The organism is Pedobacter kyonggii (assembly GCF_004310665.1).
GTDB lineage: Bacteria > Bacteroidota > Bacteroidia > Sphingobacteriales > Sphingobacteriaceae > Pedobacter > Pedobacter kyonggii.
Window position 1 is genome coordinate 109,752 of sequence record NZ_SIXF01000014.1, and the last position, 26,201, is coordinate 135,952.

Genomic DNA, 26,201 nt, shown 5'->3' on the forward strand with positions numbered 1-26,201 from the left:
TCCCATGGGGTACAAACAATCCAAATTAGAGGGGTAAACAAACCGAAAAAACCCCAAAACAATACTTTGGGGCCAATTATTAAAAAATAACAGATGAATGGCTACTTGCTATTTACCTTTTTTAACTGTGGTATTAATGTTATTGGAAAACGGCTTGCGGAATTTTTTAATGTACTGCGATGGGTTCATGTTAAAGAGCTTATAAAACTGCTCTCTAAAATATTTCGGATCGTTAATACCCACCATGTAAGAAGTTTCCTGAATGGTTTTATCGGTATTGATAAAAATTTCGGCAGCTTTCCTTAACCTGATGAAACGGATAAAGCCATTCGCTGACTGACCTGAAATGGATTTTATTTTGCGGTAAAGATTAGATCTCGACATACCGATAACCGCAGTAAGTATATCGATATTAAAATCGGGATCGATCAGGTGGTCTTCTACAATACGGATACAATTATCCAAAAACTCTTTGTATTCTGCAGAGATTTTGGTGTTGTTAGAATTAAGAGTAATCTCGTTGTAAAAGTATTTTTGCAGCGCATTTTTACTCTTTAGTATACTGGCCACCCTCGCTTTTAAAAAATCTTTATCAAAAGGCTTGCTAATGTAATCATCGGCCCCACCCTCTATTCCTTTAAGTTTAACCTCGGGCGCAGAAATAGCGGTTAACAGGATAATAGGAATATGTGAAACGGCTACATCTTCTTTTATTTTACTACACAGTTCTATCCCGGTTATACCATCCATCATTACGTCACATATCACAATATCGGGCAATAGTTCTTTTACCATATCGTACCCGTCTTCTCCGTTGCTCGCTTCATAAAGGTGGTAATCCATTCTGAAAACCTGTTTCAGGTATTCTCTGATCTCGATGTTATCATCAATAATCAAAAGTGTTTTCAAATCCACAGCGAGCTGACTATCAATCAATGGTTCTTCTGCTGCTTTTACAATATTATTTGCCGTTATTTCATCCTCTATTAACTCTTTAAATAACGATGAATCGGTATCTACCAGTTCCTCCTGCAAAATTACCGCATCTTTAAAATGGCTTATTCCTTTTAATAAAGCAATATTAAATGCCGTGCTTTTATTTTCAACGCTGGTATAACTTATCGCTCCACCATGCATTTCTATAAAATTTTTAGCCAGGTACAAACCAATACCAAAACCTCCTTTTGCTGATTTATTTCCTGGATCCTGATAAAATTTTTCATAGAGTTTTTCTCCTGCAAAGCTGGTAATACCACAGCCTGTATCTTCTATAAGCACATTTATATTTTCCTGGTTACTTTTTACAATCATTTTAACCGTACCGCCTTCGGGCGTAAATTTTATGGCATTTGCAAGGAGATTAAAAAACACAATCTCTATTTTTTCCCTATCAGCATAAAATGGGATCAATTCATCGGCGCATATAAACTCAAATACAATATTTTTAGACCTGGCCTGGTGCACAAAGCAAAGAAATACCTCTTTACTCAAACTCACCAGGTTTACCGGAGCTACTTTTAATTTCCCGCCATAGGTATCGGCTTTTCTGAACAATAACAATTGATCTACCAAACTTAAAAGCCGTTTTGCATTCCTGTAAACAATATTTAAATCAGTGGTATCAACATTTTTATCGTTCTTGTATAAAAGCTCTTTAACCGGATTGATAATTAGTGTAAGTGGCGTACGAAACTCGTGTGATACATTGGTAAAAAAAGAAAGTTTCTTCTCGCTGAGTTCTTTCTCTTTTTCACTTTCTACATGGGCCAGTTTCACCTGAAATTCGAGGTTTGTGCGATGCTCACGGTACTTAAGATAAGCATAAATCATCCCAAAGAAAGCCAAGCCATAAATACAAAAAGCCCACCAGGTTCGGTACCAGGGTGGCGTAATGGTAATGGCGATAGAATTGCCCTCCAGATTCCAGATGCCATCGTTATTTGACGCCCTTACTTTTAGCACATACTTACCGGGGTTTAAATTGGTATAGGTAACCTTATGCTCACTGCCACTGTAATTCCATTTCTTATCGAAACCTTCTAGAAAATAAGCGTACTTGTTTTTTTCGGAAAGCGTATAATTGAGTGCTACAAAACCAAAAGAAAGCACGCTTTGGCTGTAGGGCAAAGTAATCTCCTTAGTCATGTACACCGGTAATTTTAATGGAGAATCATCACCAGGTAGAATTAATTTATTGAAAATAGAAAAATCGGAAAAATAAACCGCCGGAGCTGTTTTATTATATTTTAGGTGTTGTGGATTAAAATAAACGATACCTTTACTTCCTGCGAGGTAAATTTCTCCTTTTGCATTTTTGCAGATAGCGGCATTGGCATAAACACCGTCTTTCTCATCGTAATTTTTCACCATTTTGGTTACAGGATCGAAGAGTGATATCCCCTGTTCGGTTGTTACCCATAACCTGCCATTATTGTCTTCTACCAGATCGGTAAAAACATTGCTTGCAAAACCGTTTTGCTTTGAATATATTTCGAAAGTGTTGGTTTTAGCTATATATTTATTCAGGCCATCGCGGGTGCAGATCCAAACATTTTGGTGCGAATCCAGATAAAGGCTATTTACAATGTTATTGCTAATGCCACCTTTTCTTGAATTATCGATCATGTAATTGCTAAACTTTCTGGTTTTAGGGTTAAAGCGGCTGAGCCCACTTCCGTATGTACCTATCCAAACATTACCCTGCGCATCTTTTAAAAGGCAGTACAAATGATTATTACTTAATGAAGCCTGGTTTTTAGGGTCGTTAAAGTAATGTGTATAACTGCGGGTTTTATCGTTGTACACTTTCAAACCAGCATCGGTAGCCAAATAATATTCGTTATGGTTTACCTCAATCAAATCTCTAAAAACATCTTCATTAAAAAAACTACCAAGTGCCGAACGGTGATGGTGGTGAATAAATTTATTCTCTTTCTCATCGTAACGATCGAAACCATTTTCGCCCATTACCCACAGTCTGCCATTTAAATCGGTAGATAGGTTAATAATGTCAGAACTGGATAAACTATTTGCATTGCTGGTATGCAGCAGTTTATTTACTGAACGATTATCGGGATTATATTTAAACAAACCCTTGTTTGTGCCTACCCAAAAATTCTTACCATAACTGATGATGGATTTGATGTCGGCCTGCCCAAAAGGAAGGGAAATAAAATTAAATTTATATTGGTTAAAGTCTATTTTACTGAGACCATTTTTACCACAAACCCATATCATTCCTGTTTTATCGCGGTATAGCCCCCCATTGGCAAAAAATTCGAGTTCTTCTATTTTCTCCCATTTATTTAATTCGGTGTTTACCCAAAATAATCCGGAGTTTCCGCCAACCAGCATTTTTTTTGCGCCTAAATTTAACACACTAAATACTGAAGCATTACCAGTGCCTTTACTACTGTAGGTGTTGAATTTCCCTGTTTTCGGATCGAATCTGAACAGATCGCCTTTCCAATAACAACCAACCCATATCATGCCATCGGCATCTATACTAAGTGTCCAGATATCGTTTGGATTTTTTTCGCCCGCTATTTCCTTTTGTGTGTAATTGGTAAAGCGCTTGGTTTTTTGATCAAATTTATTTAGTCCTTTGCTCCAATTGCCTAACCATAAATTTCCTTCTTTATCTTCTGCAATGGCATTAACCGATTTTCCTTTAATGGCATTTGGATTTTTAATGTCGGGCTGATAAACTGTAAAAGACGCTGAGCTTTTGTTAAAAAGGTTAAAACCATCGTCGGTACCTACCCAGAGCTTATTTGTTCTATCAATGAGTAGCGACCATATTTTATTGTTGCTCAACGATGTTCTCTTATCTTCTTTATGATAAAAACGCTCAAATTTTTCTGTTACAGGGTTGAATTTATTTAAACCGTTCATGGTAGCCACCCAGAAAACACCATTCTGATCTTCTACAACAGCATTGATATAGTTATTGGTTAGTGACGTGGTATCGCCGGGGATATTTACATAAATTTTAAAAGAATAACCATCAAACTTACACAAACCGTTTTCAGTACCTACCCATATAAATCCCCTCTTGTCTTTTAAAGCGGCTGTTGTACTTTTTGAGGGTAGTCCTTCATTTATGCCATAGGTTTTAATTACATAATGGCCTGCTATTACAGGCCGTTTATCGACATGGGATACCTGTGCTTTAACATGAGTAAAGAGGAAAAAAAATTGCAGAATAAAACAAGTTAGACTAATTAATCTCATAGTTGAACAACAAAATTTGATGGGAGAATGCCTTAGCTAAACCCTGCCTCTTTTGAAATAGACGAGTTGTAAAGATACAATTTGCAAACTTATTACCGAATCTATTCTGGTGTTCAACTTAGTGCCAATAAAAAAGAGGCCGGTTAAAAACCGACCTCTTCGCAAAACTAACTACTACTAACTAAAATTTAACTGAATTGAGATTCTTATCTACTAAAATACCTTCACTAAGTTTAAGGCCGAACTGTAGTTTGCGTTTTGCCTTTAATTTCAGGATAAACAGATCGGAAGTTTCGTTTAAAGCATCTTTGTTGCCAATGTTTACAAAGGTTGGATACAAAACCTTAGCGCTACTGGTGTGCAGGCGATCGTTGGTCAGGTTATCCATCTGTTTGGTATTTAAAAGTTGAACACCTACAAAATCATAATCCTGTGCATTGTATGGTAGGGCAAAACTTAAAGCATTTACTGACTTCAGGTTTATTCCCTTTACTTTGATTTCGATGATTTCGTCTTTGTTATAAGCTTGTTTAGCCGTACTGATTTCCAGTTTACCTGCAACTTTATCAATTTTAGCTTTTTTTATACCTCCTTCAAGTTGTGTAGCCACAACTGAAATATCGAAAGCATCAATCAAATTGTTTTTATTGATATCGCCATTGCTGATATAACCTTCAAAATCAGCATCACCTTTTCTTAAACCAGTATAATTGATGTAAGAAGTTAAATCGTTCTTATCAATTAAACGGTCGTTATTGATATCGCCGGGAAGATAACTTTCGGTACCAGGAACTTTAAATACATATAACTCTCTGCCTGAACCAAAACCACCTACACCATCAGCAACAGCAATTTTGAGGTAACGTGCAGCAGGATGCGCAGTAAAATTGAACATTTTAATTTCGTCGTTATTGGCCCATTCAAATGCACCAGCTTCTGTCCAGCTTTCTTTATTATTGCTATAAAACACTTTACCTTTTAATAAAATTCCGTTCCCTCTTCCTGTGCGTGGCAGGTAGTGGAATTTATCCAGTTGATTGATCGATTTCAGATCAATAATCATATCAAAAGGAACGGCTTTAACACCCCATTTGGTATGCCAGGTATTACTTTCATCATAATCGAACAATTTATTGATACCAGAGCCTCCTTGGTTTTCTACCGTAGTTTCGGCAGCAATACCCTGGATAGCAAATTCTAAAGGATTGGTTTTGGTTGTTGCTTTAATTTCTGTCCAATCAGAATAGCCATCTTTGTTTACTGCACGCAATTTAAAGGTATAAGCTGTTTCGGCCCATAAGCCATCAAATAATAAAGCAGTGTCGCGGATAGTAGTATAATGCATATCGTTAAAATCGATCTCATAAAAATCGGCATTGCTCACTTTGGTCCAGCTTGGAGTAAGCGTATAGGCTTCTCTGTTTTTATCACTTACCATAGCATTTACAGGAGCAGTTAATTTCCCTATTGATACGCGCTGTTTATCTACAGGTTCAAATTTAAATCCGTCTATACTAAGTGTTACAGAATTGATTGTAATATCGGTAGATTGAAGTTTAACCAGCAACTGAGGGTTTTTAACCATTGCTACTTTTTCAAACTCGCTTCCTTTTGTAGCAAAACGGTTTAAGTTTGGTGCAGCATTGTAGAAATACACATTAACCTGCTTCAAAAATTCTTCTTTCGAGTTTACTTCACTTAGTTTGATTTTACTGTCCCCAACTCTTGCAGTTAACCTTTTCGGTTTTTCGGTAACGTTGATCACAAATTCTGTTGTTTTTTCTTTCACAAAGCCATCGAAATCGCCCTTTGCAGGATGAATAGTAACCAGGGCATTGTTCTTCTGATCTAGTGCTGATTCAATTAAAGTAGAAGCGCCATTTCCTAATTTATAGGCTTCTGTTGCACCGTCATCATCATATTCGGTGAATGAAGTTTTTCCAAAAGGATATAGTTCATAAATACGGTTTGCTTTATTGATTTCAGAAACGTTGTTATTTGGATTTGTCATCGGGATAATGGCGCCATTTTTCACAAAAACAGGCAATTTCCATAACGGCGAGTCAAAACTGTTGAGAATGTTGTTCCCAGTGTATTTTTCTCCAGTGAAATAATCAATCCACGTTCCCTCAGGTAAGTAAATACCATTGCGGATATCGTTACCTTTTTCGTCTGATTTGGTCGCCTGATAAATTGGCGCCACCAAGAAAGAAGGTCCGTACAGGTATTGATACTGTGTTGAAGTACCTTTGGTATAGGCATTTGGATATTCCAGAAACATGGCCCTGATCATCGGCAATCCAGTAACCGCTTCTCTAGCTATGCTATAAGTATAGGGCATCAATTCCGATTTCAGTTTTAAATAGTTGCGGTTAATCGAAGCTACAGGCTCACCCAATGCATGTGGATATTTTTCATTAGCGCCCCAACCGTCCATATTTAATTCCATTGGCGTAAAGGTTTTCCATTGGAAATCGCGCGTATTAATGGTTAGATTTTTACCACCGAAAATACCATCCATATCGGAAGTAATATTGGGTTGACCTGATAAACCAGAACCTAAATAAGTAGGAATATGGAAGCGGATATATTCCCAAACGCCACCAGTTTGATCACCAGACCAAATACCGGCATAACGCTGTGTACCAGCCCAACCATCTAATGAGATGATAAATGGACGACTGCTATTGCCATAATAAGGCATAATCTGCGCTACATCGGCAACGCCATTCAAGCCAAACGAATAACCGGCACCAACCCATGCCACATCGGTTTTTAATACACGAACGCCTGCATCTCTGACTTCCTTAATAATATCGCGCTGCAATAACGGACTTATTTCTGGTTTAGGGTGAAGATCAGATTGTGTCCAAAGTCCAATTTCCACACCGTTTTTACGGGCATAATCGCCAAAACTCTTTAGGTTCTGAATGTTGCCATCCAATGTTTCTGTTTGGCCATAACCTGCGCCATAACCATCATTTGGAAGCACCCAGCCCAAAGGCATATCGTGTTTTTTATAACGATCTATCACGGCACGGGCAGAAAACTGATAATTGTTTTTTTCGCCATTAAGCGATTCTTTTATACCGCCATTATCTTTCTGACTTTCTTTGTAACGTTTGCCATCTTCAAATAAAGTTCCTTTTTCGTCTTCTTTCCAAAAATCGCGGTTGTAAGCGTTTAGATGTCCTTGGTAGAAACCGAATTTTGGTAACAAAATCGGATTTCCGGTAAGTTGATAAAAATCGTTCAATAAAGGTACTGCACCATCGTTAATCATAAAAAAAGCATCCAGGTAATCGGTTTCGTGTGCCAATTTTACCAACCCTTTTTCTTTAGCACCAAAATTGTAACTTCCTTTACTGAAGGTATGCCACATTACAGCATAGCCATTGGTAGACCAATAATAAGGTGTTGGCGAAGCTACCCCTCCATCTGTCCAGCTGTTTTGATTCTCGATAGAAATGGCTCTCCCCTTGTGAGAGAAACGGCCGTTCTGTACACCACCACCATAAAAATACTCCTGTGGATTTTCTTTCAAACTAAGGGTTACTTTTCCTTTTTCGAACTGAATCGGTGCTAGTTCTTCAACAGCAACGGCTTGTGTTGCAAGGTTGATAATTTTGATCAGGGAATTGTTTTTATCGAAAAGAACAGTAATCTTACCCGTAGATATGAACAGTTGATTATTCTCATCTTTAATCTCCAGTTTTGAAACTGGTCTACGTGGATTTTCCACCAAGATTTTAGCTTCTGGTTTTGCTTCCGGATCGCGTATAAAACCTCCCATAGGATCTTCGAAAAGACGGAAAATATGATCGCCGTAAAAATCTAATGTTAAATGTTGATTATCAGAAAGCAACAATTCTACTGTGGTGGTATTGATCTTTTTTGCACCAAGCACTTTGGTAACTTTTTCTGCTACCTGATTGGTTTTCTGAACAGCTGGCTGAGCAGAAGCAAAAAACGGAGAGGCAATTAAAAAAAACACACATGCCAAAGCAACGCTTTTAGGTTGATTTTTTGGGTCGGTTATTTTATTTTTTTTTAAGAAATAATGCGGGGTCATTAAATTTTGATTTGGTTATGTGTTTATGTTAAGCAAGCTCATAATTTTAGTTGCTATGGGATAAAGTTAACAAACACATTAAAGGAACTGGTGCGTTTTTGGGCACAAAAACCGCGCAATCGTTTGCCTATCTAATTTTTTACCAGGCATGATTTTATTTCCAGCGCCATTAAGTTAAGGAATTAAGATTTTCATAGCTCAAATCCTGCGATCGTCCTCCTGAACTTGTTTCAGGATCTAAAATTGAGTCATTCTAAATTTATTTCAGGATCTTTTTTGGCTAGCTTTTTTGCCACGGAAGCACAGATTTACACGGAATTTTGCTTTGAGCTTTAGTCTTTCAGCTTTTACCTTTCTTACCATTAAGCATTTAAGGAATTAAGATTTTCATAGCCCAGATCCTGCGATCGTCCTCATGGACTTGTTTCAAGGTCTAAAATTGCGTCATTCTGAACTTCAAAATCTTTGATTAGTTTTTTGCTACGGAAACGCAGATTTACACGGAATTTTGCTTTGAGCTTTAGTCTTTCAGCTTTTACCTTTCTTACCATTAAGCATTTAAGGAATTAAGATTTTCATAGCCCAGATCCTGCGATCGTCCTCCTGGACTTGTTTCAAGGTCTAAAATTGTGTCATTCTGAATTTCAAAATCTTTGATTAGTTTTTTGCTATGGAAACGCAGATTTACACGGAATTTAATTTTGCTTTCAGCTTTCGCCTTTTCTACGAGTAGTGAAGTATTTTAGCCATGGCCTTATAAAGCATGATTTTACCTATACTATCAAAAAAAATACAAAGCACACAAATAGTTTATTTTTAGCACTATTTGACCATAAAACATTGATTAGTTATATTTTAAACAAAGCGTTTTTGTATTACAAACTTAAAAAATAATCGAATGGCAAGCATTTTGTAAGTGTTTGTAAAATTGCTTATTACGAATGAATTTCCCCCTATCACAATCCTATAGCTGCGTAATTATAGATGACAGCCAAATGAGTATAAAAACACTTGAAAACTTTGTTTCCAAAATAGACAAACTCCAACTAAAAGGAAGTTTTACGGATGCAATAGATGCCATGGCCGCCTTTTGGACTTACGGAAAAATTGATTTTCTATTTCTGGATATCCAAATGGAAATATCAGGAATTGATATAGCCAGAATGCTTCGAAACAGCGTAAAATTTGTTGTGTTTGTATGTGCCGATGATAATAAGGCCATTGATGCCTTTGATAAGGGCAACTGTTTTTTATTTAAACCCCTCGATTTTGGAAAATTTGAAGACACGATGAATCAGTTGATTCTGACTGAACATAAGAACAAAGAAATACTTTTGTGAGTAGCTCGCTAAAGACACTCACTTTCTTTTTTATCATTAAGCAGTTAAGGACATTAAGTTTTCATAGCTTATTCCTAGCGGTCGTCCTCCTGATCCGATTATTATCGGATTTGTTTCAGGATCTATCTGGATTGGGTTATTTTTTTTCCACGGAAGCAAGGATTTAATTTAATTTGCCTTTTGCTTTGAGCTTTAGTCTTTTAGCTTCAGTCTTTCTTTTACCTTTCTTAAAAATCTGAATAATCTGTTGGGTAAACAAATTTAGTGTCATTTTTAGAAACATTGTGCTGGTACTCTGGCATTGCAGAGAGCTTTTTCCAATATTCATCTGCCGAGAAAGCCTTCCAGTGTGCATCTCTATCTGCTTTATTTTCGAAAGTGGTTAAGTACATTAAATTAGGCATGCGGCTACCGGCGATTACTTCTCCATAAAATACAGCATTAAAATTGAGCCTTTTAAACAAACCGATTTCATCACCTTTGTTAAACATTTGAACTTTATTCTTAAAATATTTCTCAGTAGGTGCCTCATAACTTCTTAATTCGTACACCCGTTCTTTCATCGGCGATTTTAGATTAGGAAGCATAAAATAAGGAGCATCCTCAAAAGCCTTTAAAACAATAGATTCTAATCGCTCGTAAGGAGCCTCGGTATAAGCTGCATCAAGGTAAGTTTTACCGTCAATAGCATATTGTTTATCTTTGGCTAACTTTTCATCCAGCTCCAGAACGCCATTGAATGATTTTAAAGGAATAAATACATAAATAAGCTTTTCTATAACCACAGCCTGATCGCCTACAATGGGTTTAAACACGCCTACTTTTGTAATTCCACTACGGTGCAATGCGGGTAAATATGCCTTCTGCAGATAATCATCTACTGTTTTTTCTTGTGCATCGGTTTTCAAGTGGTAAATTTTTATCTGATAGAAATCTATCTTAGATGCACTGGCCACAAATACGCTGGATAATAGCACAAATAAAAACAGACAGGAAACTTTAATTTTTGGCAACATATTAGCAGGTCATTATTTCGAATGGAAAAATACTTAAAGTTTTCGGGTAAAACTGAAAATATCTTTTTTTTGCTTACCACTTTTATCCTTTTCTTCTAGTACAACGCTCAGTTTATTCTTCCCAATTAATTGATAGCTCAACCGGATTGTTTTATCCTCTGACTCGAACAGCGCATAGGTCCCTTTCAGTTCTGCCAGTGGAAAAAGCAATGGCTTTTCTTTGTCTTCCCAACCAATACTTCCACGATTAAAATGCCTCATTTTCATTACCGGAAGATGTCCATCCTGCTCAATCACCACAAACTCGTAAAATAAAGCTTTTCCATCTTTAACACACCTGAAACTACTCATCATACTCTCTCCCTCTGGTGCACTCCAAAATTCCTCCAAATCACCCCAGTCTGTTTTCTGAACCCAGGTACCAGTCATAAAAGCCAGGTCTTTTACTGTAGCCTTTTTCACCTGTGCTGCGCCAGAAAAGCAAAAGAGCAAAAGAAACGAAATTATTAAAATGTTATTCTTCATAGCCATGCATATATAACCAAAATAAGAATTTAATTGGAGAATAAATGAATGATTTAATTAGTGGATGAATCAATAACTAATGACAAATAAACCAGCAAACAATGAACTAATGACCGATGAACCAACCTATTTTGAAAGATTGGGATTTGGTGGTTCGGCATGCAATAAATGTTTTACAAAGAAGTCGCGCTTACGCCTACGTCCGTAAATACCGCCATCACTGTGGCCCATACCCGGAATGCTTAAAATATCGAAATCTTTATTGGCTTTGATCAATGCATCAGCAAGTCGGTAGGTCGATTCTGGTGGTACGTTTTCATCGGCTTCACCAACAATTAAAAATAAATTACCCTGTAATTTTGCTGCATTGGTAATATTAGATTGTTCTCCATAGTGCGGCCCTACCGGATAGCCCATCCATTGTTCGTTCCACCATTGTTTATCAATGCGGTTATCGTGACAACCACAGGCAGAAACCGCAGCTTTATAAAACTCGGGATGAAATAACAGCGCACCTGTTGAGCTTTGCCCACCCGCCGAAGTACCGTAAATCCCCACTCTTGAAATATCAGCATTTGGATATTTAACGGCCATAGCTTTCATCCACAAGATCCGGTCAGGGAAACCTGCATCTGCTATATTTTTCCAGCATACATCATGAAAAGCTTTAGATCGGTTGGCGGTACCCATCCCATCAATCTGTACCACAATAAAACCTAATTCGGCAATACTCTGCATTTCACTGGCAGGCAAGAAACTTTTGGGCACAAAACTATCATGAGGACCTGCATAAATATTTTCGATAACAGGATAAGTTTTGTTCGGATCCATTTTTGAAGGGAAACAAACAATGCCCCAAATGTCGGTTACGCCATCTCTTCCTTTAGTCACAAACACTTCAGGTAGTTTAACACCGGTAGCTAAATAAACGTCCGTTTGTCCATGTTCTATTTCGCTTACTTTTTTGGTACTCGCAGTTAACCTTAACTCGCTAACAGGCGGTACATTTACCTGAGAGTAAGTATCTATATAATATTTGCGGTCAGGAGAAAAGCTGAGGATATGATTACCTTTTTCGGGCGTAAGATTCACCAGTCCCTTTCCATCGAACCCAATCCTATAATAATGGATAAAATAAGGATCTTCACCAGCATTCATTCCATTTGCCCGGAACCAAATCTGGCGTTTAACCACATCTACACTATCGATATCCCTAACTACCCAATTGCCTTTGGTAACCAGCGTCTGTTTTCCTGTGATACCATTAACCAGATAAAGGTGTTGCCATCCATCCTGCTCACTGGTCCACAATATTTCATTTGTTTTAGGTAAGTAATGGGTATAAATGCGCCGCTCATAAATGAAGGTTTTTGTTTTTTCGTCGATAATGTTTTTGGTTTTGCCTGTTAAAACATCTACTTCAATTACCCTAAAACGTTGATGACCGCGATCTACTTTCTCATAGGTATAATACCTGCTGTTATTATCGCGCCAATGCAATTCTGGTGCACCAAAGAAATCTATCGGATCTGCATCTACTTTAATGGCAGTTTTAGCCGTTACATTAAAAACATAGGGTTGATAAGCGGTAAAATCGTCGCCAGGCTGTGCATACGCTCTTGATTTTAATTCACCACGGGTAGTGCCAGGAACCGAACTTAATACATAATGTACTTTTTTAGTCTCTTTCGGATCGATTTTATAAGCAACAATGTTTTTGCCATCGGGCGACCATGCAAATTCGCCATAAGGTTTATCAGCATTACCATCGGTACTCAATTGGGTTTCTGCTTTGGTAACTAGATCAACCACAAATATATTCCCACCCTTTATGAGGATTTCATTTTTACCATCAGGCGATTTTCTGGATTCACGGTTTCGTTGCCAGCGAGATCTGCTTTGCTGCAAAGGTCTTTTGGCGTCGTAACGATAAATTGTTGTGTCTTTAGTATCCACTAAACTGTAATCGCTCAAGTTCAATTCATACCATTTATCCTGTATTTTTAGTTTTGCCGTATTACCCTGATCGGCGAAATACAATTCAGCAAACTGAAGTTTTAATGGATTCTGTTTTTTACCCGTTATCTTTTCTATATTTTCAGCCAGTTTATTGTTATCAAATGCAGCTTTACGTTTTCCTGTTGCAGCATCCACATAATAATATTCCCATGTTCTATTAGGAAGGTTCTTTTTATACCAAAATGCGCTGCCATCTTTTTTCCAGAAAGGAATAAGATCGTTGTTGGTTGGGATATTGCGTAATGCGGTATCCAGCTTAGTAGATAATTGGTAAGCATTTGCCATTTCAGCAGCACTTGGTGCATAGGGCTGTAAACCTGCTTGCTGTGCCAGCAGCTGAAAGGAAACAAAACTTAATAAGATGATCGCTATTGCTTTTTTAGCGCTTGGATAAGTGGTCATTACAGATTTTTTGTGGTAAATATAGTGCTACGGCTTTTCAGATTTCCTTTAGATTTTGATGAATAACATCAATATTTTAACTGCTCACATCAACCGCTTCTTTTGCTTTCAAATCCTGGCGTGCAATATTTCCTTTAATCAGGTAATAAACCGGTATACCAATTAACGTGATGATTAATCCAGGCCAGGTGAATTTAGGTTTAAAAATAATCAGTAATATGCAAAAGGCCAGTCCCATTATCATATAGATGATTGGCAGCACAGGGTAACCAAAGGCTTTGTATGGACGTTCGGCATCAGGCCGTTTCTTACGAAGGATGAAAATCCCGAAAATGGTGAGCATATAAAACATCACCACCACAAACGAGATCATATCCAACAGGTCGCCATATTTTCCGCTGATACACCATAAACAAGCAAAAACACACTGAATCCATAGTCCAAAACCCGGAACTGCATTTTTGTTGAGTGTACCTACTTTTTTAAAGAAAAGCCCATCTTTGGCCATTGAGTAATACACCCTGGCACCAGCCATAATTAAACCGTTGTTACAGCCGAAAGTTGAAACCATAATCATTAATGCGATAATGATGGTACCAGCGGTACCGAAAATATGGTTGGCAGCAGAAACCGCCACCCGATCTTTATCAGCATAGGCAATATCGTGCAATGAAAGTACCCCGGTATACATCACATTGGTAAGGATATAGAGTACTGTTACGATAATGGTTCCTAAGGCTAAACTCAAACCAATATTTCGTGCCGGGTTTTTAATTTCCCCAGCAATAAAGGTAACGTTGTGCCAGGAGTCGCTACTAAATATCGAACCCACCATCGCCGCCGCAATGGCGCCGAAAGCCGCCAAAGTGGTGTAAGAGCTAATATTTCCATCGGCAGATAGCGGTCCTAAAACCCACATATTTTCCCAATTGGTTTTCCAGATTCCTTTATCTAAAAAGAAAAGGCCAAACACGATAAGGCCAAACAGACTTAGCAGTTTGGCTACTGTAAAGGTGGTTTGAATTACCTTACCGCCGTTTACTCCCCTATTGTTAATATAGGTGAGTAATATAATCACCCCAATGGCCAATAGTTGAGCGGGTGAGATGGTATAGAAACCTAAATCGATGGCTATTAAATCTTCACTTAGTGCAGGCACGAGATATGCGGTAAACTTGGCAAATGCCATGCCAACTGCGGCAATAGTTGCCGTTTGGATTACCGTAAAAAAACTCCAGCCATATAAAAAACTGATGAGCGGATTATATGCTTCCTTTAAATAAATATATTGTCCGCCCGCCTTTGGGAACATGGCACTTAATTCGCCATAACTCAAAGCAGCAGTAAGCGTCATAAAGCCTGTAATTAACCAAACCACTAACAGCCAGCCAGAACTGCCTACATTCCGGGTAATATCGGCACTTACAATAAAAATACCTGAGCCGATCATACTTCCGGCTACAAGCATTGTTGCATCCATCAATTTAAGTGAGGGTTTAAATTGTGTGGTTTCTTTTTCAATCATGTGTTTAGTTGCTTGGTGGTTCAAATGGTTTGGTGAGTTTATTTAAGTTGGCCGTAAAAATGCCACGAGGTGGTGAAATCGCGGGTTAAAGGCTGATTGGTTAAAGTAGCCCTGATCATTTCTACAGGAATTAAGTTTTCTTTAATCACCGCATCGTGAAAAGCTTTAAAGCTCATCTTACCACTATCAACCAGTTCTTTTTTCAATGCAAAAAGCTGAAGACCGCCGGTAAGGTAAGCTACCTGGTACAAAGGGCTATAATCGCCTTTGAAAGATCTTCGCACTTCGCCTTCTGCATTGGCGCGTTCGTGCCCTACACGATCGACCAGAAAATCGACACATTGCTGAGGAGTCCATTTACCAAGATGAAAATTTAGCGAAAAAAGAATCCTGGCACAACGGTGCATGCGCCAGAAAAGCATGCCCATTTTTTCTTCGGGAGTTTTGGCAAAACCTTTATCGTAGAGTAAAAGCTCCCAGTACAATGGCCAGCCTTCTACACTAAAAGGCGTTTTAAAAGGATCGCGATAGCTTTTGTAACGGTTATTGATAAAATATTGGTAGTGATGACCAGGCAGGAGTTCATGCTGTACCGTTCCCCTTGAAAAATAAGGATTGTTACCACGCATACTCATTAACTTATCATCTTCTTCCATCGAATTTGTTGGATAAGAGATACTAATTTCGCGCCCACCGGTAAAAAATGGATTTACCAGCTGCCGTTCTGCCGACATCATGACCATACCCCAGGTTTCTTCAGCAAGAGCCGGAATATCGATCAGATCGTTGGCTTTTATAAAGCTTAAGGCATCATCCTGCAGTTTTACAATCAACTCTGGCTGTTTACCTAAGGGTACGTAACTGTTCTTGATTTTTTCCTGAGCTTTTTTCCAGTCTTTACCGAAGCCCATTGCTGCTGATGCTTTTAAAAGTTCTTCGTCGCAAAATTTAAATTCTTTTTCGGCAAGCTGGATCAGTTCTTCTGGTGTATAAGGAATAAGTTCTGCATTTAATTGCCTGATCAGCTCTTCCCTTCCGATGGGATTTCCTTTAATTTCTGGTTTGTTTGATTTTTTTGCAGCTACAGGATCTCCTTTATCGTTAAAAAACTTAGCGTAATTGGTCAAAGCGAGGTCTAACCTTTCGTAAGGTTTAGGTGCCCACCAGGTAAAACCAGGTTCATAATCCATATAAAACTGATAAAAACCTTTTAAACGGTGTTTTAAACTCAAGGTTATGGCCGTTGCCATTTTAAGCTGATCGGGTTTGAGACTTGCTTGCTTCGTGAAATTTTGGCTTAGGCTATCTATCTGCTTCACGATTTCGGTCATCTGGGCAGCCAATAAAGATCCTTCTTTATAAGTGCCCCTTCTCCTTAGTTTTTCGAGCGCATAAATCGCATCGGCGAAGGTGAAATATTTAGACAGGGCATTATATTCTTTTTCCTCTTTACCTAAGAGCCAGACCGACGACTCTATCTGTTTTTTTAGGAGGATATAATCTACTCTGCCATAAATGCTAAAGCCTTCAAATTTGGCTGATTTTAACTTGCTTAAATAATCTTTATTAATGTCTTGCAGGCGTTTTCTTTGTTCCGGGCTTTTAAAAGTAGTCATCGGAAAAGAATAAGTACCTCCTGCAGAATAAGGATAGTAGAAATCGTTAATGGCATCTACATCCCTTTGGTAGCCTACTATCAGCGTGCCCATTTCGCTGGTTTGTTCGTATAAACTTTCGTTTGAAGTTTGGGCTAATACAAAAGTACCCGATAACAGGCTTACCATTAACAAAAGGGTCAAAAACTTCAATTTGTTTTGCATTTAGAGTTGGTTAAATTTGACGAATAGCATTTGCCTCCATTTGAAAAAATGGCTAGCTTTTTTTTAAAAAATAAAAGTGTTTTTGTTTAGGCGCCTACATAGCTCACCCTGCTCACATTATTATAAGTATCTATATATGCTCTTGGTGACTGACCAATAATGCTTTTAAATACCCGGTTAAAATTGGTAATGCTATTGAAACCAGCTTTATAGGCCACACCTGAAATGCAATCGGCTTTTTCTCCAGAAATAAGGCTTTTACAGGCATCGTTAATTCTAACTTCGTTTAAAAAGGATACGAAAGTATGTCCGGTATGTTTCTTAAAATACCTGCAGAAGGCTTGAGGAGTCATAAACGCAGCATTGGCTACATCTTCTAAAGAAATTTGATTATTATAGTTTTCGGTAATAAAATTAATGATCTTGCTCAATCGCATACCTTCATTTTCGGTTACGTTAGAAGAATACATATCTGAGCATAACGCTTCTACATTTTCATTTAAATCCTGAAGACTGTTAACCAATTTCAGAAAGTTAAACAACACATCAACTCCTGATGCCTGGTGAACATTGAACATTTTGGCTACCATGTTTTTGGTAAATGCAGCAGGAATTTTGAAGCCATGTTTGTGTTTAGCTAAAAAACCACTTGCCATCTTCATTTCGGGAAGATTGAACAAAGCAGCCAAAATACCGTTAGGATTAAAGTAAATAGAACATGCTTTGATTGTTTTATTGCTATCAGCAGAGAAATATTCGGGGTTACTTTTAAAAAGATGTGGAAGTTTTGCCCCAATTACAAAAATATCGCCCGATCGGAAAGCGTGCATATCATTCCCTGCGATTAACGTGCCCTCTCCTTTTTCTATATAAGTAATCTGCCACTCATCATGACGGTGCAGATACTGGTAAAAATATGGAAGTTCAATATGTTCCGATATCACACTCTTGTCATCGGGAACAAGCATGGTAAATGGTAATACTTTCATAATTTTGGTTTGGTTGGTTGAGTTTGATTACGAATTGAATGTATAAATATTAACTCAAATAAACCAATAAAACTTAAATAAGGTTAAAATTCTGCTATACTTTGATAATATATGACGGATTTATTCATGAATTCGGCAGCTCGTAAATTACTACATACTTAGTTAACCTACTGTAAAGCAAGATCTAAAACGATTAATTTAAACAAGTTAAGTCCGCTATTTTTGGATTAGTAGTCAATTCTGGCATTTTTTGGGGAAATTATTCTACAATTGATCATTTAATGGACACTAAATAATAGAACAATTAAATTCTTAGTGTTTATTATCATTTTGTATGAAGACGAAACCAACTTAGTTAATACCATTTAAAGAGTGCTTTGGGCATAAAGAACCATATCAATTAACAAACTTGATTGGGAATCGGTATAATTCTTGTATTAATTCAGATTTAAATGAAAATAAAACTTATTCCAACGGCTAGTATATTGTTAATCTTTGGATTGTTTACAGCACTTTCTTATAAAGATAATGCTGCGTCAGACGGTTTTACCAAAGTAGGATTTCCATTCAATTTTTATAATTACGCTGAGGGTAAATTTTCAGATCCAGCTTACACATCGAATTTTGGTTTTTCCACTAAATATTTCGTAACCGATTTGTTGATTTTGATTGCGTTTATACTTTTATTAATTTTATTATTGAAAAATTGAATACAACAAAAAAATGAATTTGAAAGATGGGAACGATCTCTATGAAATTTGCAGCAAACTTTCAAAGCAAATCAGACTCCTAGCGTTGCAACAAGGAAGTCAAGTTTTAAAAACTTGACTTCCTTAGAGATTTAAAGCTTACTGACTTACGATTCCCAATCAAGCTGGAAAGATTACTTCAGCCAATGAAAAACTGGCTTCACAATGATGACATTCCTCGAAATAACTGAATCCTCAGTATATTATCGAACTACTGCGAATGGCTCCATTTTTAGATCAGTAGCCATGCCCGAGGCAATCTGGCTAACCAACAAACCCGTTGCAGGACCTAAACTCAATCCCATCATACCGTGACCGGTAGCGATAATTAGATTTTCTCTTTTTTCGCTTCTGCCGATGTAAGGTAAACCATCAGGTGATGACGGACGGAAACCATACCAGATATCTTTTTCTGCCGGAAGCGCTGGCTTTAAATCCGGAAAATAAGCCGGAACCGATTCCACTATCCCTTTAACCCTTTGCATATTAATGCGGGTATTAATTTTATCTAACTCCATTGTACCGCCGTACCTGATCTGGCCGTTCATTGGTGTTATGGCCACCCTGGCTTCACATAGCAATGCCGGAATAGTTAGCCGTTGCTGAGGTTCCGGTTCCATAAAAGAATAACCTTTACCCGGCATTAAAGATATTTTGACATCGGCCATTTTAGCCACAGCAGGCGACCATGAACCAGTTGCCAAAACGTACTGATCGGCTTCCCAGATGGTATTGCCTGTAAAAACCTTCATAATACGGTTGCCAGCCGTTTCTATTTTATCAACCGCTCTGCCACGTTCTATCTTAACACCATTGTTTAATAAATATTGAAGCAAAGCATTCATCAACTTTGTTGGGTAAAGGTGTGCATCGCAGCGATAATGTACTGCGCCTAAAACATCTAATTTTAAATCGGGTTGTAATGCGCGGCATTCTTCGGCTGTTAACACTGCCATATCCAAACCCAGTTCAATTGCCCTTGCAGCTAAATGCGCTTCTTCTTCTCCTGCTTTTTCTGTTTTATAAAATGCCAGAATACCATTGTTCGTTAATTCGAAATCAAAATCAGGCTCTTTTGCCAATCCTTCATATAGTTTTTTGCTCAGTAAAGATAGATCGCGTAATGGTGCTGCCGATTGGCTCACATGTTTTGCAGTGGCATGTTTCATAAATTTCAAGCCCCAGTTAACGAGGTTCCCATTTAAAGATGGGCGAACATAAAAGGGGCTTTTACTGTCAAACATCCAACGGATACCCTGTTTTATCATGCCCGGTGCAGCCAAGGGTACAAAATGGCTTGGCACAATCATCCCGGCATTACCAAAAGAGCAGTTGTCGGTAATATCTCCTTTATCCAAAACTGTAACTTCGTAGCCTTTTTTCTGCAGATAATACGCTGAAGTTAAACCTACTATTCCACCACCTATAATTAATACTTTCGACATTCTTTTAATTTATACTGCTGATATTCTTTTATAAAATCACTAAATTACCTGAAATCCATATGCATATGGATCATCTTCGGCATCTATTTTAATGGTATTGTAGCCATAAATTTTTGCCCAACCTTCTACACTTGGTATAATGGCTTTAATTCCGTTCAGGTCTACAACTTCTTCAACTCTTCCGATAAACTTGCTACCGATAAAACTTTCGTGGATAAAATCTTCTCCTTGTTTTAGTTTTCCTTTAGCAAACCACTGTGCTAAACGGGCTGAGGTGCCCGTTCCACATGGCGAACGATCGATAGCTTTATCGCCGTAAAAAACTGCATTCCTGGCGGTTGATGTAGGGTCGATTGTTTTTCCGGTCCACAACACATGGCTACAGCCATTTATCGTCGGATCTAAAGGATGTACAAAAGTATATTGTTCGTTGATGCGTTTTCTAATGGTCTGGCTCCAGGTAATCAGTTGCGAAGCAGTGTAGTTTTCCAGTCCCGGAAAATTTTCCTGTGGGTCTACAATGGCATAAAAGTTACCACCATAAGCTACATCAAAAGTAAGCGTACCTAAATCTGGGCATTCTACTTCTAAATTTTCTGCAGCCAGGTAAGAAGCTACGTTTTTCAGCTTAACCGATTTAACCTTTTTACCTTCCTGCTTATATTCAATTAAAACTAATCCGGCTGGGGCCTCCATTCTGATCACTCCTGGTATTTTAGGCTGAATCAATCCTTCCTCTATGGCTATAGTTATGGTACCGATAGTACCATGGCCACACATTGGAAGGCAGCCACTGGTTTCGATAAAAAGTACAGCTACATCATTAGCAGGATCGTGAGGCGGATAAAGAATACTGCCCGACATCATATCATGCCCACGTGGTTCGAACATCAAACCTGTTCTGATCCAATCGAATTCTTTCAAAAAATGCTGACGCTTTTCGCTCATGTTAGAGCCAATAAGCTGAGGGCCGCCGCCTGCAACTAACCTAACCGGATTTCCGCAAGTATGCGCATCTACACAAAAAAAAGTTTTACTCATGAGATTTCGTTAATATCTGGTCAACCGTTCTGAAAATACCTAATGGATTTCCATCTTTCAATTCATCCGGCAACAGTTCCTGCTCCCAATCCTGGTAAGCCAATGGCCTTGCAAAACGATTGATTGCTGTTGAACCAACTGAAGTGAAACGGCTATCGTTGGTAGCAGGAAACGGTCCACCATGTTGCATAGCTGCACAAACTTCTACGCCTGTAGGTACACCATTTAAAATAATCCTTCCGGTTTTATCAGTCAGCTTATTTACCAAAGTTTGATAATGCTGCAATTCCTGTTTTTCAGCCATTAGGGTTATGGTAAGTTGTCCTTCCAACACGTCAATGGCTTTTTCGAGTTCAGCGATATCCTGAGCAACAACCAACAGCGAATATGGGCCGAAAATTTCTTCACGGAGTTTTGGATTTTTAATAAAATCAGCAGCACTTACCTGAGCAATTTTCGCCTCTGATTGGTTTTGAAGTTCACTATTTTTTAATGTTGATGCCGATAAAAGCGCAACACCACCTTCATTTACGACCTCAGCAGAAAGTTTACCATAATTATTGGCAATACCTTCGGTAAGCATAGTTGCAGATGGGACGGTTGAAATTGCTTCTTTTAAAACGGCTTTAAAATTTTCTAGTGCCGGCGATTGAACCGCTAACAATAAACCCGGGTTGGTACAAAACTGACCAGCGCCCAAAGTAATTGATGCAGCATATTTTTTAGCCAGGTCTTCTGCCTGGTTTTCTATGGCCTTTGGAAGAAAGATTACCGGATTAATACTTCCCATTTCGGCAAAAACCGGAATAGGTTGTTCGCGCTGTTGTGCAAGATTAATCAGGGCCATTCCTCCTTTAAACGAACCCGTAAATGTTACTGCTTTAGTTAATGGATGCTGAACCAAGCCAGCTCCAATGGTATAACCATCATCATACAACAAAGAGAAAACACCTTTAGGCATTCCCGTTTTTTCGGCAGCTTTAATGATGGCGCCACCTACCATCGCACTGGTTCCGTAATGTGCGGGATGTGCTTTTACAATTACAGGGCAACCAGAAGCCAATGCTGATGCCGTATCGCCACCTGCAACTGAAAAAGCAAGCGGAAAATTACTTGCACCGAAAACTACTACCGGCCCTATCGGGATCAGCATTCGTCTAATATCAGGCCGTGGCAAAGGTTGTCTTTCAGGCAATGCAGTATCAATAATTGCATCAACCCAGGAGCCTTCGGCAACCAGATTGGCAAATAACCTTAACTGGCCTGTTGTTCTGCCCAGTTCGCCCTGTAAACGACCTAAAGGCAAACCGCTTTCTGCCGAAGCCCTGTCTACCAACTCCCCGCCAAGATTAGCAATTTCATCGGCAATAGCATTTAAAAAAGCGGCTTTAAGATCTTTGTTTAAGTTTCTATAGCTTTGGAAAGCCGATGTTGCCAACGTTAAGGCATCATTAACAAGGCTATCGTTCGCTTTAAAAAATTCACCATCAAGCGTTAATCCCGTTGCGGGATTAACAGCTTTAAGGCTTCTTTCATTAACTTCTATATAAGTGCTGGCTACAATATTTTTTCCGTTCATATTTGGTTTTTAAACTATTTTCCCCAGCTACCTGCAGGTAGTTCCGGACGAACAGCTAATGCATCGTTAATAATTTTTAATACTTTTTCTCTCTCTGCGCCACTTATTGGTAAACGAGGTGCACGAACAGCTTCAGTTCCTAATCCTGTTGCTACCTCAGCCAATTTAATATACTGCACCAATTTTGCATGAATATCCAGCTCAAGTACAGGTAAAAACCAACGGTAAATGGTTAGCGCCTCAGCAATGCGGTTTTCTTTAATCAATCTGAAAATGGCAACTGTTTCTCTCGGGAAAGCATCTACTAAACCTGCAACCCATCCATGTGCACCCATCACAATACTTTCCATCGCTAGTGGATCTACTCCGGTAAAGATTTTGAAGCGGTCGCCAAAACGGTTGATCAATCGGGTTACGTTCGATACATCTCTTGTAGATTCTTTGATTGCCTGGATATTATCGTATTTAGTCAAAACCTCGAACATATCTAAAGTTACTTCGATTTTATAATCAACAGGATTGTTATAAATCATGATCGGTAGGCTTGTGCTTTCAGCAATGGCACCAAAAAAGGCCAAAGTTTCGTCTGGAGCAGCATTATAGCGCATTGGGGGCAATAACATTAAACCCTGTGCACCAAGCGATTCGGCTTTTTTAGCTACTTCGATTGCTTTTTTTGTAGTTGATTCTGCAATATTCAATAAAACTGGTACACGGCCATTTACCACAGTTAAGGTATGCGATAACAGACCAAACTTTTCTTCATCGGTTAGTACACTGGCTTCGCCAAGCGATCCGCCTAAAATAATCCCTTCAGCACCTGCTTCTAATTGCGCTTCGATATTTAAATCGAAAGCCGGAAAATCTAACTCATCGTTTGCTGTAAATTTTGTAGTTACAGCAGGGAAAACCCCAGTCCATTTGATACTCATTGTAATATTATGTTTTTAATAATTATGATTCAAAAAATTAATCTAGCCAGTTTAACCCAAAAGCCGGGTAATTGGCAAATCATCATTTAAATATCGGTAATAAATCCGTTAAACAACATTCAAAGTTAGGTGATTGCTAAATAGTAATATTGTTAGATTTTAACCGATATTGGCTATAAATACGCCATTTGAATCAGACAGAATGGATTAGGAAAAGCTGGGGGCCTTTGTAAAGAAAATGAGATATAACAAAAAAAGGTAACCTTCTGAAAAGAATACCTGTAATAAAACCTGTCGGATGGTAACATCCAACAGCACTGTAATGAGATATAGCAAAAAAAAAGGTAACCTTCTGAAAAAGAATACCTGTAATAAAATCTGTCGGATGGTAACATCCGACAGCGCTTCCAATGAATTATTTTGTGTTTTTCACCTGTAGGTAGTACATAAATTCGATATCCGATTTTGTAAAAAGCGCATCTTGACCTTTAACCAGTGTAACCTGTTGCCAGCTTTGCGAAGGAATAATTTTAAGTGTTTTAATGCCCTCTTTTTTCAGACTTAAAGGCAGATTGAAACCTTTAACGCAATTGCTGTAACGGTAAAAAACTTTACCTCCTTTAAGGTAATATTCGAATGTAGGAACTTGCACTGTACGCAGGTACTGATCAAAAACTTTTGAAAAATTGTAACCTGCCTTTTTAGAAACATAATTTTCGATCTGAGCAGTGGTTACTGTTTTATGGTAAAAGGTTTGGTTGAGCCCACGCAATATCGATCTAAAAAGTTCGTCGTTATTTAAACTATGCCTGATAGCGTGTAACATGTTCCCTCCTTTTGGATACATATCACCACTGCCCTGTGCATTTACACCATAAGGGGGAATAATAGGGCTATCATTCCGAATGCCTTTTCTGATCCCAAAATTGTATTCATTCCCAGCTTTATTGCCAAAAATGTAATCTACAAAAAGTGTTTCGCTGTAATTGGTAAATCCTTCGTGCACCCACATATCGGCCAGATCGTTGGTGGTAATATTATTGCCAAACCATTCGTGTCCGCTTTCGTGGATAATGATAAAATCCCATTTTAAGCCCCAACCATCGCCAGACATATCTCTACCTCTATAGCCAAATTTATAACCATTGCCATAAGACACTGCTGATTGGTGCTCCATTCCTGTATGTGAAGCATCGATCAGCTGATAACCATCTTCGTAAAAGGGGTATGGACCAAACCAATGTTCCAGACTTTTCATCATTTTATGAACCTGATCGGGCATGTAGGTTTTCGCCTTTGGATAATTATAATCGAGCACCCAATAATTCACATCTAACATACCTTTTTCGCCCGCATATTTCTCCTTAAAATTAACGTACTTTCCAATGTACGGGATAATGCAATAATTACTGATCGGATTTTTAACATTGTACTGGTAAGTCAAAGTACCATCGTGATTATCCTTTTTGAACACCAAGCGCCCATTCCCTACCGCTACCAAGGTATCAGGAACTGTCATCGTTAAAGAAGCGCCCAGATTGGGTTCATCGCTTTGATGGTCTTTATTCGGATACCAGATTGAAGCGCCTAAACCCTGGCAGGCAACCGTCATCCACGGGCGTGAAAGCGAATCGGTAGTGAAGATAAAACCGCCATCCCAAGGTGCTCTTTTGGCTTGGTGTACTTTTCCATGGTAAAAAATATGAACATTATTCAGTGCTGATAATTTCTGCGCCGGAACATGCACATACCAAACACTGCCGACATGCTCGAATTTCACCTTTGAAATTCCGTTGTATAAAACACTATCAATAATTAATGGCTCCTGCAAATCGATCTGCATGCGCATACTACCATTATTATGCTGTACTACTTTGTAAACGATTTTGTTCGAGCCGCTTATACTTTTATCATTATAATCGGGTTTAACAGAAAGTTCGTAACGCCGCACATCCCACCAGGTGCGTTCGGCATTTAGGCTTCCCCTTAAGGTATCTGCCAAAGTGTAAACCTTTTTGGAGCCTTGTGCAAAAAGCATTGTACTGAACAATACTAAGATTATTGTTAAGGTTATAAGTTTTAATTTTCTCATCTTTTGCTGGTTGTTATGTTGCAATAGCGTATTATTAATTTGAAAAGCAATTTCAGTACTTATCGGTTAGTTCAGTCCTGCTATCCCTCCTGCTCCGATGAAGAAATCGGGAGCATCCGTTCTATCAGTATCTATGTAATAAAAGTGATCTTAGTTCAAGTGGTCTTTAGCAAGCCACAATTGTTAAATTTAAATAAACAATAGAACTAAGATCATGACAAATTTAGCAGAAAAATTAGATTTTAGCGGTCATACGATAAGCTGTGGCATCGATGTTCACCTTAAAAGCTGGACTGTTTCACTCTATCTAGGGAAACAGTATCTCAAAAGCTTCGTCCAGTCTCCCCCGTCAGTGGATGGACTTTGGAATTTTCTTTCAACCAATTATCCAGAAGCCCGTTATGAATGTGCTTATGAAAGCG

The 26,201-nt window shown here is 38.4% G+C and carries 15 protein-coding genes and 1 pseudogene; 3 read left to right on the forward strand and 13 right to left on the reverse strand.

Annotated features, from left to right (window positions below):
- Positions 1-108: 108 nt before the first annotated feature.
- On the reverse strand, positions 109-4,233 hold the full coding sequence (locus tag EYS08_RS15130; RefSeq protein WP_131030834.1) for a hybrid sensor histidine kinase/response regulator transcription factor: 4,125 nt from the start codon (positions 4,231-4,233) through the stop codon (positions 109-111).
- Positions 4,234-4,414: 181 nt separating this feature from the next.
- A complete protein-coding gene (locus tag EYS08_RS15135) occupies positions 4,415-8,305 on the reverse strand; it encodes a TIM-barrel domain-containing protein (RefSeq protein WP_131030835.1) in 3,891 nt (1,296 codons plus the stop codon).
- 941 nt (positions 8,306-9,246) lie between these two features.
- Between EYS08_RS15135 and EYS08_RS15140 the strand changes: the two genes are divergently transcribed.
- Positions 9,247-9,645, forward strand: coding sequence for a LytR/AlgR family response regulator transcription factor (locus EYS08_RS15140; RefSeq protein WP_131030836.1), 399 nt, complete (start codon positions 9,247-9,249; stop codon positions 9,643-9,645).
- Positions 9,646-9,872: 227 nt separating this feature from the next.
- On the opposite strand, the gene EYS08_RS15145 is transcribed toward EYS08_RS15140, so the two are convergent.
- The 6 genes from EYS08_RS15145 to EYS08_RS15170 form a co-directional block, all read right to left on the reverse strand.
- Positions 9,873-10,553, reverse strand: coding sequence for an NIPSNAP family protein (locus tag EYS08_RS15145; RefSeq protein WP_244215968.1), 681 nt, complete (start codon positions 10,551-10,553; stop codon positions 9,873-9,875).
- Between the two features lie 141 nt (positions 10,554-10,694).
- Positions 10,695-11,186, reverse strand: coding sequence for a DUF6265 family protein (locus tag EYS08_RS15150; protein WP_131030838.1), 492 nt, complete (start codon positions 11,184-11,186; stop codon positions 10,695-10,697).
- Positions 11,187-11,312: 126 nt separating this feature from the next.
- On the reverse strand, positions 11,313-13,607 hold the full coding sequence (locus EYS08_RS15155; protein WP_131030839.1) for a S9 family peptidase: 2,295 nt from the start codon (positions 13,605-13,607) through the stop codon (positions 11,313-11,315).
- A 76-nt stretch (positions 13,608-13,683) separates the two neighbouring features.
- Positions 13,684-15,132 carry an APC family permease gene (locus EYS08_RS15160; RefSeq protein ID WP_131030840.1) on the reverse strand — a complete coding sequence of 483 codons (1,449 nt, stop codon included), beginning with the start codon at positions 15,130-15,132 and terminating at the stop codon, positions 13,684-13,686.
- Positions 15,133-15,170: 38 nt separating this feature from the next.
- Positions 15,171-16,952, reverse strand: coding sequence for a DUF885 family protein (locus EYS08_RS15165; protein ID WP_131030841.1), 1,782 nt, complete (start codon positions 16,950-16,952; stop codon positions 15,171-15,173).
- Between the two features lie 86 nt (positions 16,953-17,038).
- The gene (locus EYS08_RS15170) at positions 17,039-17,941 is read right to left on the reverse strand and encodes an AraC family transcriptional regulator (RefSeq protein ID WP_131030842.1); all 903 of its coding nucleotides are present in this window, start codon (positions 17,939-17,941) and stop codon (positions 17,039-17,041) included.
- A gap of 452 nt (positions 17,942-18,393) precedes the next feature.
- On the opposite strand from EYS08_RS15170, the gene EYS08_RS15175 reads away from it, so the two are divergent.
- The gene (locus tag EYS08_RS15175) at positions 18,394-18,651 is read left to right on the forward strand and encodes a hypothetical protein (protein ID WP_131030843.1); all 258 of its coding nucleotides are present in this window, start codon (positions 18,394-18,396) and stop codon (positions 18,649-18,651) included.
- 242 nt (positions 18,652-18,893) lie between these two features.
- On the opposite strand, the gene EYS08_RS15180 is transcribed toward EYS08_RS15175, so the two are convergent.
- The 5 genes from EYS08_RS15180 to EYS08_RS15200 form a co-directional block, all read right to left on the reverse strand.
- A complete protein-coding gene (locus tag EYS08_RS15180; protein ID WP_131030844.1) occupies positions 18,894-20,135 on the reverse strand; it encodes an NAD(P)/FAD-dependent oxidoreductase in 1,242 nt (413 codons plus the stop codon).
- 39 nt (positions 20,136-20,174) lie between these two features.
- A complete protein-coding gene (locus tag EYS08_RS15185) occupies positions 20,175-21,176 on the reverse strand; it encodes a 4-hydroxyproline epimerase (RefSeq protein WP_131030845.1) in 1,002 nt (333 codons plus the stop codon).
- The gene (locus EYS08_RS15190) at positions 21,169-22,755 is read right to left on the reverse strand and encodes an aldehyde dehydrogenase (NADP(+)) (RefSeq protein ID WP_131030846.1); all 1,587 of its coding nucleotides are present in this window, start codon (positions 22,753-22,755) and stop codon (positions 21,169-21,171) included. The genes EYS08_RS15185 and EYS08_RS15190 overlap by 8 nt, the downstream gene beginning before the upstream one ends.
- A gap of 14 nt (positions 22,756-22,769) precedes the next feature.
- Positions 22,770-23,687 (reverse strand): dihydrodipicolinate synthase family protein, encoded by a 918-nt coding sequence (locus EYS08_RS15195; RefSeq protein ID WP_029276121.1) that lies wholly within the window; start codon positions 23,685-23,687, stop codon positions 22,770-22,772.
- Between the two features lie 415 nt (positions 23,688-24,102).
- Complete coding sequence (locus tag EYS08_RS15200) at positions 24,103-25,779, reverse strand: M1 family metallopeptidase (protein ID WP_131030847.1); 1,677 nt, start codon at positions 25,777-25,779, stop codon at positions 24,103-24,105.
- A 214-nt stretch (positions 25,780-25,993) separates the two neighbouring features.
- On the opposite strand from EYS08_RS15200, the pseudogene EYS08_RS26060 reads away from it, so the two are divergent.
- Positions 25,994-26,201, forward strand: a pseudogene (locus EYS08_RS26060) (IS110 family transposase); the annotation flags it as partial.

What these genes read in the sequence shown, in the direction of transcription:
- EYS08_RS15130 (WP_131030834.1), bottom strand. Translation starts at nt 4,233, where the DNA reads ATGAGATTAATTAGTCTAACTTGTTTTATTCTGCAATTTTTTTTCCTC.
- EYS08_RS15135 (WP_131030835.1), bottom strand. Translation starts at nt 8,305, where the DNA reads ATGACCCCGCATTATTTCTTAAAAAAAAATAAAATAACCGACCCAAAA.
- EYS08_RS15140 (WP_131030836.1), top strand. Translation starts at nt 9,247, where the DNA reads ATGAATTTCCCCCTATCACAATCCTATAGCTGCGTAATTATAGATGAC.
- EYS08_RS15150 (WP_131030838.1), bottom strand. Translation starts at nt 11,186, where the DNA reads ATGAAGAATAACATTTTAATAATTTCGTTTCTTTTGCTCTTTTGCTTT.
- EYS08_RS15155 (WP_131030839.1), bottom strand. Translation starts at nt 13,607, where the DNA reads ATGACCACTTATCCAAGCGCTAAAAAAGCAATAGCGATCATCTTATTA.
- EYS08_RS15160 (WP_131030840.1), bottom strand. Translation starts at nt 15,132, where the DNA reads ATGATTGAAAAAGAAACCACACAATTTAAACCCTCACTTAAATTGATG.
- EYS08_RS15165 (WP_131030841.1), bottom strand. Translation starts at nt 16,952, where the DNA reads ATGCAAAACAAATTGAAGTTTTTGACCCTTTTGTTAATGGTAAGCCTG.
- EYS08_RS15170 (WP_131030842.1), bottom strand. Translation starts at nt 17,941, where the DNA reads ATGAAAGTATTACCATTTACCATGCTTGTTCCCGATGACAAGAGTGTG.
- EYS08_RS15175 (WP_131030843.1), top strand. Translation starts at nt 18,394, where the DNA reads ATGAAAATAAAACTTATTCCAACGGCTAGTATATTGTTAATCTTTGGA.
- EYS08_RS15180 (WP_131030844.1), bottom strand. Translation starts at nt 20,135, where the DNA reads ATGTCGAAAGTATTAATTATAGGTGGTGGAATAGTAGGTTTAACTTCA.
- EYS08_RS15185 (WP_131030845.1), bottom strand. Translation starts at nt 21,176, where the DNA reads ATGAGTAAAACTTTTTTTTGTGTAGATGCGCATACTTGCGGAAATCCG.
- EYS08_RS15190 (WP_131030846.1), bottom strand. Translation starts at nt 22,755, where the DNA reads ATGAACGGAAAAAATATTGTAGCCAGCACTTATATAGAAGTTAATGAA.
- EYS08_RS15195 (WP_029276121.1), bottom strand. Translation starts at nt 23,687, where the DNA reads ATGAGTATCAAATGGACTGGGGTTTTCCCTGCTGTAACTACAAAATTT.
- EYS08_RS15200 (WP_131030847.1), bottom strand. Translation starts at nt 25,779, where the DNA reads ATGAGAAAATTAAAACTTATAACCTTAACAATAATCTTAGTATTGTTC.